The following is a 13,650-nucleotide window of genomic DNA, read 5'->3' as shown; positions in this document are numbered from 1 at the left end:
GCTTACGCCGCCGCCAGCTCCGCATCGATCTGCCGCGACCGGTCGAAGGCGGTCATCGCGCTCATCCGGGCGATGTAGTCGGCCGTTGCCGGCGCCGGCTGCACCAGGCCGAAGGCGGTGGTCCAGGCCAGCGCATTGCCCCACAGCACGTCGGCGGCGCTCATGGTCTCGCCGAGCAGGTACGGGCCTTGCGCCAGCTGGGCCTCGATCACCTGCAGCACCGTCTCGGCGTCGTTGTAGGGCGACATCAGGCGCGGAGGCGGCTCGCGATGCATCGCCTTGTCGATCATCGCCGGCTCGAAACAGGCGCCATAGAACGCCATCCAGCGCAGGTAGGGGCCGCGCAGGGCATCACCGATCGGCGGCGCCAGCCCCGCTTCCGGGTACAGGTCGGCCAGATACAGGTAGATCGCCACCTGTTCGGTCACCAGCGCACCGTTGTGGACGATGGCCGGCACCTTGCCCATCGGGTTGATCGCCAGGTAGGCCGGGGCCAGGTTGGCGCCGGCCTTCAGGTCCAGCACCTGCATGCGGTAGTCGGCACCGAGTGCTTCGAGCAGGGCCACCGCGCCGCTCGAGCGCGAACGGGCGGCGTGGTACAGGGTGATCTGGCGTGAGGTCATGGCAGTGCTCCTTGCAGTGGGTGGTGAACTGGCGCTCATCCTGGGGCACTATTGCGGACGACTTCTGTCCTCGATCCTTCATGCGCCATACCGCCCATCGCCTGCTGCGCCTGATCGCCCTGTTGCAGGCCCGCCGCCAGTGGTCGGGGGCCGAACTGGCCGAACGCATGGGCGTGGACCGGCGCAGCATCCGCCGCGACATTGAGCGCCTGCGCGAACTCGGCTACCCGGTGCAGGCCTCGGCCGGGGTCGGCGGCGGCTATCAGCTCGGGGCCGGTGCGCCGGTGCTGCCGATGCTGCTGGACGAGGAGGAAGCCACCACGCTGGCCATTGCCCTGCGTGCGGCCTCGGCCACTGTCGCCGGCATCGATGACACCGCGCGCGGCCTGCTGTCCAAGCTCGACCCGCTGGTGCCGACCCGCCGTCGACAGCAGGCAGGCGAAGTGCATGCGGCCACCGCCACCCTGTCCGATCTGCCCGCCACAGATGCACGCCTGCTCGGCCGGCTGGCCCAGCACTGCCGGCAGGCCTCGCGGCTGGCCTTCGAGTACCGCAGCGCGCAGGACGCGGTTACCCAGCGCGAGGTCGAGGCGCAGCACCTGGTCAACTATGGACGGCGCTGGTACCTGCTGGCCTGGGACCTGGGGCGCCAGGACTGGCGCACCCTGCGCGTGGACCGGATGGGCGCGGTGCGCGAGTGCACCGAGCCAGGCCTGCATCGGCGCACGCCGGCGCCTCCAGACGTGATGGTGCGGCAGGCGGTCAGCCAGGCGCCGTTCGCGCTGCAGGCCATCCTCCGCCTGGCCGGCAGCCATTCCGAGCTGGAAGGCCGCATCCCGCCGTGGTGTGGCGTACTGGAAGCGGATGGCTCCGACCACTGCCTGCTGCGGATGGGGGCCGAGAGCCGCGGCATGATGCTGGCGCAGATCCTCAGCCTGGACCGCATACCGGTGGCGCTTTGGACCACCCCGCCAGGTCTGCGCGACGAACTGGCACAGCGCCTGGCGGGCCTCGGCCAGCTGCTGGCTGTGCCGCCGGTCACAGGCTGAGCCACATCGCTTGGCAAGCCGCGGCGAAGCTGGGACACTCGCCGCCATGAAGGGGATACTGGGGACAACGGCGATTATCATCGCTGCGCTGACCGCTGCGCCGGCCAGCGCTGGAACCCTGTACAAGTGCCAGGGCGCTGACGGCGTCACCAGTTATGTGAGCAAGCGGGTGGCCGGCGCGCGCTGCAGCACCATCAGCTATAGCCGCGATACCCGCCCGGCGCCGCGCGCGGTGGTGGCTGCACCGAAGCCTGCGCCGACCACCGTGGCCAGCATCGAACGCAATCCGGTTGCCGTGGCGGCCAGCGCCGCTGCGCCCCCCCAGGTCGCACCGACGCCGGCTGCGCCAGCCCCCGTCGCCGCACCGACGCCCTCGCGTGCCGGGCGCATGGTCAGTGGCCAGGTCTATTCCTTCATGAAGGACGGCGTGCGGCACTACACCAGTGCGCGCCCGAGGCAAGTGGCCAATCTTGGCCCGGTGCGGACCATCCGCTACAGCTTCATCGAGCGCTGCTACGCCTGCGGGGTCAACCCGCGCGTGGACTTCGGCACGGTGCGGCTGAACACCTCGGCCTTCCAGGCCGAGATCACGTCGGCTGCGCGCGAGTTCGGCGTGGAAGAGGCGGTGGTGCGCGCCATCATCCATGCCGAGTCGGCCTACAATCCGACCGCGCTCAGCCGTGCCGGCGCACAGGGCCTGATGCAGCTGATGCCGCCGACCGCCGCGCGCTTCGGGGTCAGTGATTCCTACGACGCTGGGCAGAACATCCGCGGCGGCGTGCAGTATCTTGCGTGGTTGCTGAAGCGCTTCAATGGCGACCTGACCCTGGCCGCGGCCGGCTACAACGCAGGCGAGGGCGCGGTCGACCGCCACGGCGGCGTGCCGCCCTACAGCGAGACGCAGTACTACGTGCGCCGGGTCGGGCAGCTGGCCGAACGTTACCGCACCGCATTGAGCAAGCAATAGCGCCAGGCCATGCCTGGCGAGCGAAGCGGCAAGCAGCCGGTAGTGCCGGCCGCTGGCCGGCAACCCCGTAATTCAATGTTGTTGCAGTGCGTTGTGTGGCGCGCGACGGTTCCGCTACACTCGCCCAAGATTCAATGCGGCTCTGGCCCCCACCGGATCCGCTGGCAGCCTTAAAGCTACCTAATCAATATCGGAGTGCCGGATGGCCAACGATGGGGTACACGATCCAGTCAACACCGGACGTCGGCGTTTTCTTTCTGCCACCACAGCCGTGGTGGGCGCCGTCGGCGTCGGATTCACCGCAGTTCCTTTCATAAAATCCTGGAACCCCAGTGCCCGCGCCAAGCTTGCCGGCGCACCGGTGGTGGCCGACATCAGCGCCCTGCAGGAAGGCCAACGCCTGATAGTGGAATGGCGTGGCCAGCCGATCTGGATCGTCAAACGGTCCAAGGCGATCCTCGAAGCGTTGCACGGGCTGGATGGCCGTCTCAAGGACCCCGAGTCCGGCGAGAAGGACCAGCAGCCGGACTACGTGCTCAAGCAGAATCCCGAGCTGCGCTCGATCAAGCCGGACATCTCCGTGCTGGTCGGCCTGTGCACGCACCTGGGCTGCTCGCCGGAAATGGTCGCCGAGATCCGGCCTGAACCCTACGACCCGCAGTGGAAGGGCGGCTACTTCTGCCCCTGCCACAAGTCGCGCTTCGACATGTCCGGGCGCGTCTTCAAGGACGTGCCGGCGCCGATCAACCTGAAGGTGCCCGCGCACCACTACCAGGACGACAACACCATCATCATCGGTGTCGATCCGCAGGGGGCAGCCTGATGGCCAATATCCTCAGCCGTACCGCCAGCGGCGTGGCCGACTGGGTCAACGCCCGCGCGCCCGGCCTGATGCCGGTCTACCGCAAGCACGTCAGCGAGTACTATGCGCCGAAGAACTTCAACATCTGGTACTACTTCGGTTCGCTGGCGCTGCTGGTGCTGGTCAACCAGATCGTCACCGGCATCTTCCTGACGATGCACTACAAGACCAACGCCGCCGAGGCGTTCGGTTCCATCGAATACATCATGCGGGACGTGGAGTGGGGCTGGCTGATCCGCTACATGCACTCCACCGGGGCCTCGCTGTTCTTCATCGTGGTCTACCTGCACATGTTCCGCGGCCTGCTGTACGGCAGTTACCAGAAGCCGCGCGAACTGGTGTGGATCCTGGGCATGCTGATCTACCTGGTGCTGATGGCCGAAGCCTTCATGGGCTACGTGCTGCCGTGGGGCCAGATGTCGTTCTGGGGCGCCAAGGTGATCATCTCGCTGTTCGGCGCGATACCGGTGATCGGCAACGGACTGACCGAATGGATCATGGGCGATTACCTGCCCAGTGACGCCACGCTCAACCGCTTCTTCGCGCTGCATGTCATCGCATTGCCGCTGGTGCTGTTGCTGCTGGTGGTACTGCACCTGGGCGCGCTGCACGAAGTGGGTTCGAACAATCCCGATGGCGTGGAGATCAAGAAGGGGCCGAAGGGCAACCGCTGGTCGCCGAACGCGCCGGCCGACGGCATTCCGTTCCACCCGTACTACACGCTCAAGGATGGCGTCGGCGCCGGCTTCCTGCTGATCACCGCCGCCTTCATCATCTTCTTCGCGCCCGGTTTCGGTGGCCTGTTCCTGGAGCACGACAACTTCACCGAGGCCAACCGCTTGGTGACCCCGGAACACATCAAGCCGGTCTGGTACTACACGCCGTACTACGCGATGTTGCGGGTGGTGCCGAACAAGCTGGGCGGCGTGCTGGTGATGTTCTCGGCCATCGCGATCCTGTTCCTGGTGCCGTGGCTGGACAAGGCGCGGGTGAAGTCGGTGCGCTACCGCGGCTGGATCTCGAAGGTGATGCTGGGCGTGCTGGCGGTGTGCTTCGTGTGGCTGGGCGTGATCGGCTCCGGTCCGGGCACCGACGTGCACGAGACCTACATCGGGCGGGTGCTGACCTTCCTGTACTTCGCGTTCTTCATCACCATGCCGCTATGGACACGGTTGGACAAGACCAAGCCGGTACCGGAGAGGGTGACCACCCATGACTGATCGCTGGATGGTCCGGCTGGCCCTGATGGCCGCCCTGATGCTGGGCAGTTTCCTGGCCTCCGCCGCCGAAGGTGGCACCAAGCTGCTGCAGGCCGGCAACGACCTGGGTGACCGGGCCTCGCTGCAGCGCGGCGCGCAGCTCTACATGAACTATTGCTCCGGCTGCCACGCGCTGAAGTACCTGCGCTATTCGCGGATGGCGCAGGACCTGGGCCTGACCGAAGAGGAGGTGATGAACAACCTCAACTTCACCGGCTCGGCGATCGGTGACCCGATCCCGGTGGCGATGCCCAAGGAGAACGCCGAGAAGTGGTTCGGCAAGATGCCGCCGGACCTCAGCCTGATTTCGCGCGTACGCGGCAGCGACTGGGTCTACACCTACCTCAAGTCGTTCTACCTGGACAGCAGCCGGCCGCTGGGCTGGAACAACGCGCTGTTCGCCAACGCGTCCATGCCCAACCCGCTGTGGGAGATGCAGGGCCTGCAGCATGCGGTGCACGGCAAGGCGGAAGCGCCCGGCATGGACCCGCCGGTGACCGGCCTGAAAATCGAAACGCCCGGGTCGGTCGATGCCGGGCAGTACGATCAGGCCGTGCGGGACATCACCAACTTCCTCGAATACGCCGGTGAACCGGCCGCGCTCAAGCGCCAGCAGCTGGGCGTGTGGGTGATCCTGTTCCTGGCCCTGCTGACCTTCCTGCTGTACCTGCTGAAGAAGGAATACTGGAAGGACGTTCACTGATTCTGCCGCCGGCCATCGCACGGGCCTATTGGCTTTTGTGATGGTCGGTTGCACACTCGGGGAGGAGTCGATCGCTGGCACGGTGCCGGCGGCGCCGATGCGGCAGGCGGTCTCCTGTCGTGGGAGAGCCTTTGATGGCGGCGAGCGTACGCATGCGCAATACACTGACGCTGTTTTCCTCGAACGACGATGTACTGTGCCACCGTGTACGCCTGGTGCTGGCGGCCAAGGGGGTCACGTTCGACTTCGTTCCGGTCGATCCGCAGAACCCGCCTGAAGACCTGATCGACCTCAATCCGTACCATTCGGTGCCGACCCTGGTCGAGCGCGAGCTGGTGCTGTACGCCGCATCGGTGGTCAGCGAGTACCTGGATGAGCGTTATCCGCATCCGCCACTGATGCCGGTCGATCCGCTCTCGCGCGCGCGCATCCGCCTGGCGATGCTGCGCATCGAGCACGACTGGGTGCCGCAGGTGCAGGCCATCCAGCTGGGCAACAAGACCCAGGCCGAGGCCGGGCGCAAGCGCCTGAAGGAACTGCTGACCGCCTCGCTGCCGCTGTTCAAGGCCAGCAAATTCTTCCTCAACCCGGAAATGAGCCTGGCCGACTGCGCGATGGCGCCGATCATCTGGCGCCTGCAGTCGCTGGATGTACCGCTGCCGAAGGACGGCAAGGCGATCGAGGATTATGGCAACCGCATCTTCCGCCACCCCGGCTTCGTCCGCAGCCTGACCGAGCAGGAAAAGAAACTGCGCGATCTGCCGGTCTGATCCTGGCATGCGTTACCCGTCTGCACGCCGACCGGCGTGCAGGCGATCCGCCCCGGCGGGGCGCCGGGCGCGTACACTTCACGCATGACCGAAGACTTCTTCCACATGACCAGCCACCGCCCGTACCTGCTGCGGGCGCTGGTGGAATGGATCAACGACAACCAGCTGACCCCGCACATCCTGGTCGACGCCGGCGTTCCCGGCGTGCAGGTCCCGCCTTCGGCGGTCAAGGATGGCCGGGTCGTGCTCAACATCGCCGAACGTGCCGTCGTACGGCTGATGATCGACAACGAGATGGTGAGCTTCTCGGCGCGCTTCTCCGGCACCAGCTATCCGGTGCAGGTACCGATCAGCGCCGTGCTGGCCGTCTACGCGCGCGAGACCGGGCAGGGAATGGCGCTGCCGGACGATATTCCGGGCAACGATACCGCTCCGACCAGCGATGAACTGCTGCACGATGAAGGTACGCCGCCGGACGATACGCCGCCGGCCAGTCCGCCGCCCAAGGGACGCCCGAACCTGCGCGTCGTCAAATGATGTTTCCGACGCCGCCCCGATGGGCGGCGTTTTTCTTTGCAGGATTCACCGGTGCGTGCCGACCGTTGGTCGGCACCCCAAGCCCCTACACATCCTCGGCATCCTCCACATCCGGCCGGATCTGGCTGATCCGCGCCGCCCCCGGGCCGGTGAACGAGATCAGCTGGTCGCCACGCAGCACCATGCGACCGACATGGCGGTCGATGCCATCGTAGGAATACTCGAACTTGAAGGTGCGCTCGAAGCCGAGCCGGCCATCTTCGCCGCGCGACAGGCGCAGGCCGGTGGCGTGCACCGCCTGGTCCAGCCATTGCACATCGGCGGCGCGGCAGGCGTTGCGACCCAGCTCGACGGCGCGCTCGGCGGCCGAACGCGCAGCGTTCCAGAAGAAGTAGATGATTCCGCCGGCAATCAGCAACAGCAGCAGGGTGGGCATGGCGTCAGCCGTCAGAGGTCGATCCCGCAAAGATGGCGGCGAACGCGCGCTGGATCAAGCGCCGGCATCAGCGTGTCGGTCGGGGTTCGTCCGTCACCGGCTGTGCGGGCGCGCTGGTCGGTTGCGACACCGGCGTGGGTTGTATCGGCGCGGCAGTGGGCGAGGGCATCACCAGCGGTGAGGTTGCAGTCAGCTGCAGCAGGGCGGCCCAGTCCTGGCGGTTGAAACTGCATTCTTCCTCACGCCCCGGGGTGCAGCTGGGGTCAATGCCCGTGCTGTTGCGTTCGCGCGCCGGTGGCAGTTTGATCAACCCGGTACGATCAAGCTGCAGCAACCGCATCGCCACCGTGTTCATCACGTTGCCACCCACCAGGTACAGCGTCTGGTCGCCGCCGAGGTTGGCCGCCACCACCACTTCGCAATGCGATTTCCAGTGGCCCACCGAGCCATTGCCCAGCGCCTGTACCAGCCCGCTGTAGCTGAGCGTGGTACTGCGGTCACGCAGGAAGCACAGCAGGTCGCCGGGCGCGGGCTTGGCGGTGGCGGGGTCGACCAGCCGGTAAGGTACGCCCGATGGGCCGCCCTGGTAGGCCGCGCGGATGTAGTCGATATGGCGTGGCGAGGTGTTGAAGCCCGGAACACCGGCGCGCACCATCACCCAGGAAATGAAGGCAGCCGACCAAGGGTTGTCGATCAGGAACGCCCGGCAGTCACTGTCGGTGTAGCGCGTGCCCAACGGGGCCAGGCAGCTGCTGGCCCCCGCGATGCTGCCCATCGCATTGAGCGTGCCGCTGTTGCGCCAGTAGCCGGCCACGCGCTGCCAGGCGATCAGTCCATTGTCGGCCAGGTGATCGCTTTCGGCCTCGGTGACGCTGAGGCTGGCGGCGCGGCCATCACGATCGATGAAGGGCCGGAACCACAACCGGTGCTCGTTGCAGGCGGTGTTGCGGATGGCCACGGCCAAGGGGCTGAGGCCGAAGCGCGGTGGCACATCGCAGGCTTCGGCGGCCGCCGCGGACAGCGGCGCCGCGGCCAGCAGCAGGCAGGCAGGCAAGAGCATCCGGCGCATGCGCGGCTCCTGTGGGGGATGGCCGCAGCGTCGCAGAGGCTGGCGTAGCCGAGCCGTGAAGGTGCCCCGGATCCTGTAGAGCCGAGCCTGTGCTCGGCTCATCGCGTGCGGGGCTCGCTGCAGATCGAGAGGCAGCCGAGCGTGGGCTCGGCTCTACAAGGTCACGTAGGCCTCAACCCGGCGGCGGGCCCAGCTTCAGCGACAGATCGATGGCCTGCACGTGCTTGGTCAGGCCACCGATGGAGATGCAGTCCACGCCGTCTTCGGCGATCGAGCGCAGGCCCCCCAGTCCCACGCTGCCGGAGACCTCCAGCGGGATGCGGCCCGCCGTGATGCGCACCGCCTCGCGGCGCAGGTCGGGGCTGAAGTCATCCAGCAGGATGCGTTCGCAACCGGTTTCCAGTGCCTGGCGCAGCTGCGCCAGATCCTCGACCTCGACCACCAGCGGCAGCCCAGGCCATTGCCGGCGTGCGGCGGCCACGGCCGCGGCCAGCGAACCGGCGGCACGGATGTGGTTTTCCTTCAGCATCACCGTGTCGTACAGACCGAAGCGGTGGTTCTCGCCGCCGCCACAGCGCACGGCGTACTTCTGTGCCAGGCGCAGGCCGGGCAGGGTCTTGCGGGTGTCGAGGATGCGCGTACCGGTACCGGCCACGGCGGCCACGTAGCGGGCCGTGGTGGTGGCGGTGCCAGACAGCGTCTGCAGGAAGTTCAGCGAGGTGCGCTCGGCACTGACCAGGCTGCGGCTGCGGCCGTGCAGCAGGGCCAGCACGGTGCCGGCGGTGACCGCGTCACCTTCGGAGACGCGCCATTCGATGCGCACGTCCGGGTCGAGCGCGCGGTGAGTGGCGTCGAACCAGGGGCGGCCGGCGATCACTCCGTCCTGCTTGCACAGCAGGTAAGCGCTGTCGGCCTGGTCGGGCAGCAGCGCAGCGGTGACGTCGCCGCTGCCCAGGTCCTCGGCCAGCGCACGCGCGACATCGGCGGCGACAACGGCCGCATCCGGCGTCGGCAGCGCGCTCATGCGGCCGGGAAGTCGGTGATCTGGGCGGTGGGAATGGCTTCCTCGGCCAGCAGCACCGGAATGCCGTCGTCGACGCGGAACACCTGCTTGCGGTCACGGGTGACCAGCGCTTCGCGCAGCGGCTGCGCCAGCGGGTTGCCATCGGCCTTGTTCACCGCACCGGCGGAAATGGCCTTGTTGAGGGCTTCCAGGCCCTTGCCATCCAGCAGGGACAGGGGCTGGCGGGTGTCCGGCGACACCAGCAGGTCGAGCAGCTTGCGATCCATGGTTCTTCGTCTTGCGTGGAAGATGGCTAGAATACGTCTTTAAGGCAGGTGACGGCCAATGACCCCCAACCCGATCGCGCCGCTTGTCGGCATCGTCATGGGTTCCCGTTCCGACTGGGAAACCATGCAGCACGCCGCCCAGAAGCTTGAAGCCCTGGGTGTTCCGTTCGAAGTGAAGGTGGTGTCCGCGCATCGGACGCCGGATGTGTTGTTCAGTTACGCCGAGCAGGCGGGCCCGCGTGGCCTGCGCGCGATCATCGCCGGTGCCGGCGGGGCCGCCCACCTGCCGGGCATGATCGCCGCCAAGACCGCGGTGCCGGTGCTGGGCGTGCCGGTGCAGTCCAAGGCCCTCAACGGCATGGACTCGCTGCTGTCGATCGTGCAGATGCCGGCCGGCATCCCGGTCGCCACCTTCGCCATCGGCAATGCCGGCGCGTCCAACGCCGCGCTGTTCGCCGCCGCGATGCTGGCCAGCGACCAGCCGGCGATCGGCCAGGCGCTTGACGCCTTCCGTGCACGCCAGACCGAAGACGTGATGGCCCACGACGATCCGCGCCAATGAGCCTGACCGTCGGCATCCTGGGCGGCGGCCAGCTCGCCCGCATGATGGTCCTGGCCGGTGCGCCGCTGGGGCTGCGCTTCCAGTTGTACGACCCGGCGGCCGACGCCTGCAGCGGCCCGCTGGCGCCGCTCACCGTCGGTGCCTTCGACGACCGCCAGGCGCTGGCGGAGTTCGCTGCCAAGGTCGACGTGGTCACCTTCGATTTCGAGAACGTGCCCGCTGACAGCGCGCAGTTCCTGGCCGACCGCGTGCCGGTCTATCCGCCGCCGGCCGCGCTGGCGGTGGCCCAGGACCGGTTGAGCGAGAAGACCCTGTTCCAGCAGTTGGGCATCCCGCTGCCGGCCTTTGCCGATATCCGCAGCCGTGACGAGCTGGCTGCGAAGGCGGCCGAGTTCGGCCTGCCGTGCATCCTCAAGACCCGCCGCCTGGGTTACGACGGCAAGGGCCAGTTCCGCCTGCGCAGCGAGGCCGACATCGACGCCGCGTGGGATGCACTGGGTGCGCAGGTCGAGCGTACCGGCCTGATCCTGGAAGGCTTCGTGGCGTTCCAGCGCGAGGTCAGCGTGGTCGCCGTGCGTGGCCGCGATGGCAGCTTCGAGGCCTGGCCGGTCACCGGCAACTGGCATGTCGACGGCGTGCTGTCGGCCAGCGTGGCCCCGGCCGTGCTGTCCGATGCCGAGCGGCAGGCCGCGATCGGCTATGCCCGCCGCGTTGCCGAGCACCTGCAGTACGTCGGCGTGTTCGCCCTGGAGCTGTTCTGCCGCGATGGCGAACTGCTGGCCAACGAGATGGCGCCGCGCGTGCACAACTCCGGCCACTGGACCATCGAAGGCAGCGAGACCTCGCAGTTCGAGAACCACCTGCGTGCCGTGCTGGGCCTGCCGCTGGGCAGCACCCGCATGCTCGGCCATGCCTGCATGCTGAACTGGCTGGGCGCGATGCCCGACCCGGCGCCGGTGCTGGGCCAGGCCAGCGGCCATTGGCACGACTACGGCAAGGAGTCGCGCGAAGGTCGCAAGGTCGGTCACGCCACGTTGCGCGATGATGATGCCGCCGCGCTGGCCGATGCACTGGACCAGGTCGGCCTGGAGCTGGGCCGTCAGGCCCAGGTGGCACCGGCGGTGCACGCGCTGCGCAACCGCTGAACAAGGGGGCCGGCCAGCGGCCGGCACGACCCTGTGTGGCTGCAACGGTGTGGCGCGCCAGTGCAGGCATCGGCGCAACATTCCCGGTGGTAGCGTGGGGCTCCTTTCACAGGAGTCACCCCATGCTCGACTGGAATGCCTATCGCAAGGAACTGAAGGGCCGCATCGGCGAGATCGGCAAGCTCTCGCCGGATACGGTGAAGGGCTACGCCACGCTGGCCAATGCCGGTGCCCAGACCAACCACCTCGATGCGAAGACCCGCGAGCTGATCGCGCTGGCGGTGGCGGTCACCACCCGCTGCGACGGTTGCATCACCGTGCACGTGGATGCCGCGCTGAAGCACGGCGCCAGCCGCGAGGAAATCGCCGAGGCACTCGGTGTGGCGGTGTCGCTCAATGCCGGTGCGGCGCTGGTGTATTCGGCGCGGGTGATGGACGCGGTGGCCGCGCACGAGAGCGCTTGAAGCTTCATCTGTAGAGCCGAGCCCATGCTCGGCTGCTGTCCGGCCAGCCGAGCATGGGCTTGTATGTTCCTCCCGGCTCCTACGAGGTATGTAGGAGCCAGGGTGGAGGGACCGTCAACATGATATCTGCGGGTACCAGCCGACAGACGAGCCGAGCGATCCCCATCCCGCACCTTAACGTCGATAAAGGATCTAGCGGCCTTTGAGGACCGCCGATGTAGGCAAGCCAACGTGGTGCGGTACCACCCCAGCCCCTCAACAATAGCTGGGAGTTGTTCAGATGTCAGATCGTTTGGCCGTCGGCATCGATGCCGATTCAAAGACCCTTGTGGTGGCCTGTCACGGCACCAAGGGCAGCGCCCGCATCACCAATTCAGCGTCGGCCATCACTAAGTGGGTGTCCGGCCTGCCGGCCAGATCTCGCATTGGAGTGGAGGCAACCAATCGCTACCACGAGCTTGTGGTTCAAGCTGCCCAGAAGGCCGGGCACGCCGTCTTTGTGCTCAATCCGCGCGACATCAAACATTACGCCAAGGGCGTGGCCTGCCGCGGCAAAACCCGACTCAGGTGACGCGCAGGTTATCGCGCGTTACATCGCTAAGGAGGCCGACAATCTGCATGAGCATGTCGCCCGTTCACCTGCCCAGGAGCAGCTGCATGTGCTACTCCAGCAACGCGACAGCCTGGTCCGGAGCAAGGCGAAGTTGAATCTCTCGCTAGGCGCGGGAGCGTCGGAGTCGGCCATCTTTGGGCGCATCTTCGTTGGTCTGAAAGAGGCCATTGCCATGCTCGACCAACAGATTCAGCAACTGTGCCGCAGCGGTGAACAGCGCGACCTGTATCGGCGGATCATGACCATCCCGGGGATCGGACCGACGGTTGCGGCCTTCATCACCCATCACATCACGCGCTGGCCCTTGACCAGCTCAGACGCTTGGATTGCTTGCAGCGGTCTGGATCCGCGACCCAACGAATCCGGTGCGCGGATCGGCAGACGGCGCCTGTCCAAGCGTGGTAACGCCAGCCTGCGCCAGATCCTCTACATGGCGGCCATGGGCCTGACCCGATCCAAAGGCGGCAAAGCCCTTTATACGGCCATCCGCGAACGTGGCCACAGCAGTACCGCCAGCTTTAACATCCTGGCCAGAAAGCTGGCCAGGATCGCCTGGGGAGTCTTCAAAAGCGGTCGGGACTTTGACCCAGCCATGCTGAAAGTGGGTCAAGCCTGCTTCCAGCAGGCTTGACCGCGAACATAGGATCTCGGCTCTACAGGGGGGGGCAGCGTCCCTGCCTCAGCGCAGCTGGCTTTCGGCGAATTCCCAGTTGACCAGCTGCCAGAACGCCTCCAGATAACGCGCGCGGTCATTCTGGTAGTCGGTGTAGTAGGCATGCTCCCAGACATCGCAGCACAGCAGCGGGGTGCTTTCACCCGTCAGCGGCGTGCCGGCATTGCGGGTCGCCTGGATGCCCAGCTGCCCGCCCGGGTGCTGCACCAGCCACACCCACCCCGAGCCGAACAGGCCCAGCGCGGTGCGGTTGAATTCCTCGCGCAGGCGCTGCACGTCGCCGAACTGGCGCTTGACCAGCTCGCCCAGGCGGCCCTGCGGTTCGCCGCCGCCTCGGGGGCGCAGGCACTGCCAGTAGAAGCCGTGGTTCCACGCCTGGGCAGCCGCATCGAACAGCTTTCCCTGGGCTTGGCGGACGATTTCCTCCAGTGACGCGTCTTCCCACTCGGTGCCGAGGATGCCGGCATTGACCGCATCCACGTAGGCGCGATGGTGGCGACCGTGGTGCAGTTCCAGGGTCTGTGCGGACAGGTGCGGCTGCAGTGAGCCGGAAAGGTAGGGCAGGGCAGGCAATTCGACAGGCATGGACAGGTTCGTGGCCAGAGGGGCGGCGGCAGCCGGTTCCATC

At 67.1% G+C, this 13,650-nt stretch carries 18 protein-coding genes; 12 read left to right on the top strand and 6 right to left on the bottom strand.

Features of this window, described 5'->3' with window-relative positions; all coding sequences use genetic code 11:
• Window positions 1-2: 2 nt before the first annotated feature.
• On the bottom strand, window positions 3-623 hold the full coding sequence (locus AASM09_RS15090; protein ID WP_012510589.1) for a glutathione S-transferase family protein: 621 nt from the start codon (window positions 621-623) through the stop codon (window positions 3-5).
• Between the two features lie 80 nt (window positions 624-703).
• On the opposite strand from AASM09_RS15090, the gene AASM09_RS15085 reads away from it, so the two are divergent.
• The 7 genes from AASM09_RS15085 (at window position 704) to AASM09_RS15055 (ending at window position 6,770) form a co-directional block, all read left to right on the top strand.
• Window positions 704-1,672, top strand: a complete 969-nt coding sequence (locus AASM09_RS15085) for a helix-turn-helix transcriptional regulator (protein ID WP_100443627.1) — start codon at window positions 704-706, stop codon at window positions 1,670-1,672.
• Between the two features lie 46 nt (window positions 1,673-1,718).
• Complete coding sequence (locus AASM09_RS15080; RefSeq protein WP_049432541.1) at window positions 1,719-2,639, top strand: lytic transglycosylase domain-containing protein; 921 nt, start codon at window positions 1,719-1,721, stop codon at window positions 2,637-2,639.
• Between the two features lie 202 nt (window positions 2,640-2,841).
• Window positions 2,842-3,462, top strand: coding sequence for a ubiquinol-cytochrome c reductase iron-sulfur subunit (petA, locus tag AASM09_RS15075; protein WP_049432544.1), 621 nt, complete (start codon window positions 2,842-2,844; stop codon window positions 3,460-3,462).
• Window positions 3,462-4,721 (top strand): cytochrome b, encoded by a 1,260-nt coding sequence (locus AASM09_RS15070; RefSeq protein WP_049432546.1) that lies wholly within the window; start codon window positions 3,462-3,464, stop codon window positions 4,719-4,721. Before petA ends, AASM09_RS15070 begins: the two co-directional genes overlap by 1 nt.
• On the top strand, window positions 4,714-5,463 hold the full coding sequence (locus tag AASM09_RS15065; protein ID WP_049432549.1) for a cytochrome c1: 750 nt from the start codon (window positions 4,714-4,716) through the stop codon (window positions 5,461-5,463). The genes AASM09_RS15070 and AASM09_RS15065 overlap by 8 nt, the downstream gene beginning before the upstream one ends.
• Window positions 5,464-5,597: 134 nt before the next feature.
• Window positions 5,598-6,233 (top strand): glutathione S-transferase N-terminal domain-containing protein, encoded by a 636-nt coding sequence (locus tag AASM09_RS15060; protein WP_005415948.1) that lies wholly within the window; start codon window positions 5,598-5,600, stop codon window positions 6,231-6,233.
• Between the two features lie 84 nt (window positions 6,234-6,317).
• Window positions 6,318-6,770 carry a ClpXP protease specificity-enhancing factor gene (locus tag AASM09_RS15055; RefSeq protein WP_049432553.1) on the top strand — a complete coding sequence of 151 codons (453 nt, stop codon included), beginning with the start codon at window positions 6,318-6,320 and terminating at the stop codon, window positions 6,768-6,770.
• An 85-nt stretch (window positions 6,771-6,855) separates the two neighbouring features.
• On the opposite strand, the gene AASM09_RS15050 is transcribed toward AASM09_RS15055, so the two are convergent.
• The 4 genes from AASM09_RS15050 to AASM09_RS15035 all read right to left on the bottom strand — a co-directional run bounded on the left by AASM09_RS15050 (window position 6,856) and on the right by AASM09_RS15035 (window position 9,565).
• Window positions 6,856-7,206: a DUF3301 domain-containing protein gene (locus AASM09_RS15050; RefSeq protein ID WP_005415950.1), complete on the bottom strand. Its 351-nt coding sequence runs from the start codon at window positions 7,204-7,206 to the stop codon at window positions 6,856-6,858.
• 67 nt (window positions 7,207-7,273) lie between these two features.
• A complete protein-coding gene (locus AASM09_RS15045) occupies window positions 7,274-8,275 on the bottom strand; it encodes a DUF2272 domain-containing protein (RefSeq protein WP_049432554.1) in 1,002 nt (333 codons plus the stop codon).
• A 172-nt stretch (window positions 8,276-8,447) separates the two neighbouring features.
• Window positions 8,448-9,299, bottom strand: coding sequence for a carboxylating nicotinate-nucleotide diphosphorylase (gene nadC, locus AASM09_RS15040; protein WP_049432557.1), 852 nt, complete (start codon window positions 9,297-9,299; stop codon window positions 8,448-8,450).
• Window positions 9,296-9,565: a Trm112 family protein gene (locus tag AASM09_RS15035; RefSeq protein WP_049432560.1), complete on the bottom strand. Its 270-nt coding sequence runs from the start codon at window positions 9,563-9,565 to the stop codon at window positions 9,296-9,298. Before AASM09_RS15035 ends, nadC begins: the two co-directional genes overlap by 4 nt.
• Window positions 9,566-9,623: 58 nt before the next feature.
• Here AASM09_RS15035 and purE point away from each other — a divergent pair, with 58 nt between their 5' ends.
• The 5 genes from purE to AASM09_RS15010 all read left to right on the top strand — a co-directional run bounded on the left by purE (window position 9,624) and on the right by AASM09_RS15010 (window position 12,980).
• Window positions 9,624-10,127, top strand: a complete 504-nt coding sequence (purE, locus tag AASM09_RS15030; protein ID WP_005412808.1) for a 5-(carboxyamino)imidazole ribonucleotide mutase — start codon at window positions 9,624-9,626, stop codon at window positions 10,125-10,127.
• Complete coding sequence (locus AASM09_RS15025; protein ID WP_049432564.1) at window positions 10,124-11,272, top strand: 5-(carboxyamino)imidazole ribonucleotide synthase; 1,149 nt, start codon at window positions 10,124-10,126, stop codon at window positions 11,270-11,272. The genes purE and AASM09_RS15025 overlap by 4 nt, the downstream gene beginning before the upstream one ends.
• A 122-nt stretch (window positions 11,273-11,394) precedes the next feature.
• Complete coding sequence (locus AASM09_RS15020) at window positions 11,395-11,736, top strand: carboxymuconolactone decarboxylase family protein (protein WP_004152082.1); 342 nt, start codon at window positions 11,395-11,397, stop codon at window positions 11,734-11,736.
• 280 nt (window positions 11,737-12,016) lie between these two features.
• A complete protein-coding gene (locus tag AASM09_RS15015; RefSeq protein ID WP_238378631.1) occupies window positions 12,017-12,307 on the top strand; it encodes an IS110 family transposase in 291 nt (96 codons plus the stop codon).
• A 133-nt stretch (window positions 12,308-12,440) separates the two neighbouring features.
• Window positions 12,441-12,980: a transposase gene (locus AASM09_RS15010; protein WP_238378630.1), complete on the top strand. Its 540-nt coding sequence runs from the start codon at window positions 12,441-12,443 to the stop codon at window positions 12,978-12,980.
• 48 nt (window positions 12,981-13,028) lie between these two features.
• Here the strand turns inward: AASM09_RS15010 and AASM09_RS15005 are convergent, their stop codons facing one another.
• Window positions 13,029-13,607: a superoxide dismutase gene (locus tag AASM09_RS15005; protein WP_049432595.1), complete on the bottom strand. Its 579-nt coding sequence runs from the start codon at window positions 13,605-13,607 to the stop codon at window positions 13,029-13,031.
• Between the last annotated feature and the right edge of the window lie 43 nt (window positions 13,608-13,650).

Origin of the sequence: Stenotrophomonas maltophilia (assembly GCF_039555535.1) — a bacterium.
Classification (GTDB): Bacteria; Pseudomonadota; Gammaproteobacteria; order Xanthomonadales; family Xanthomonadaceae; genus Stenotrophomonas; species Stenotrophomonas maltophilia_Q.
Note: the sequence above shows the minus strand (reverse complement) of the source record. Positions and strands in the feature narration are given on the sequence as shown.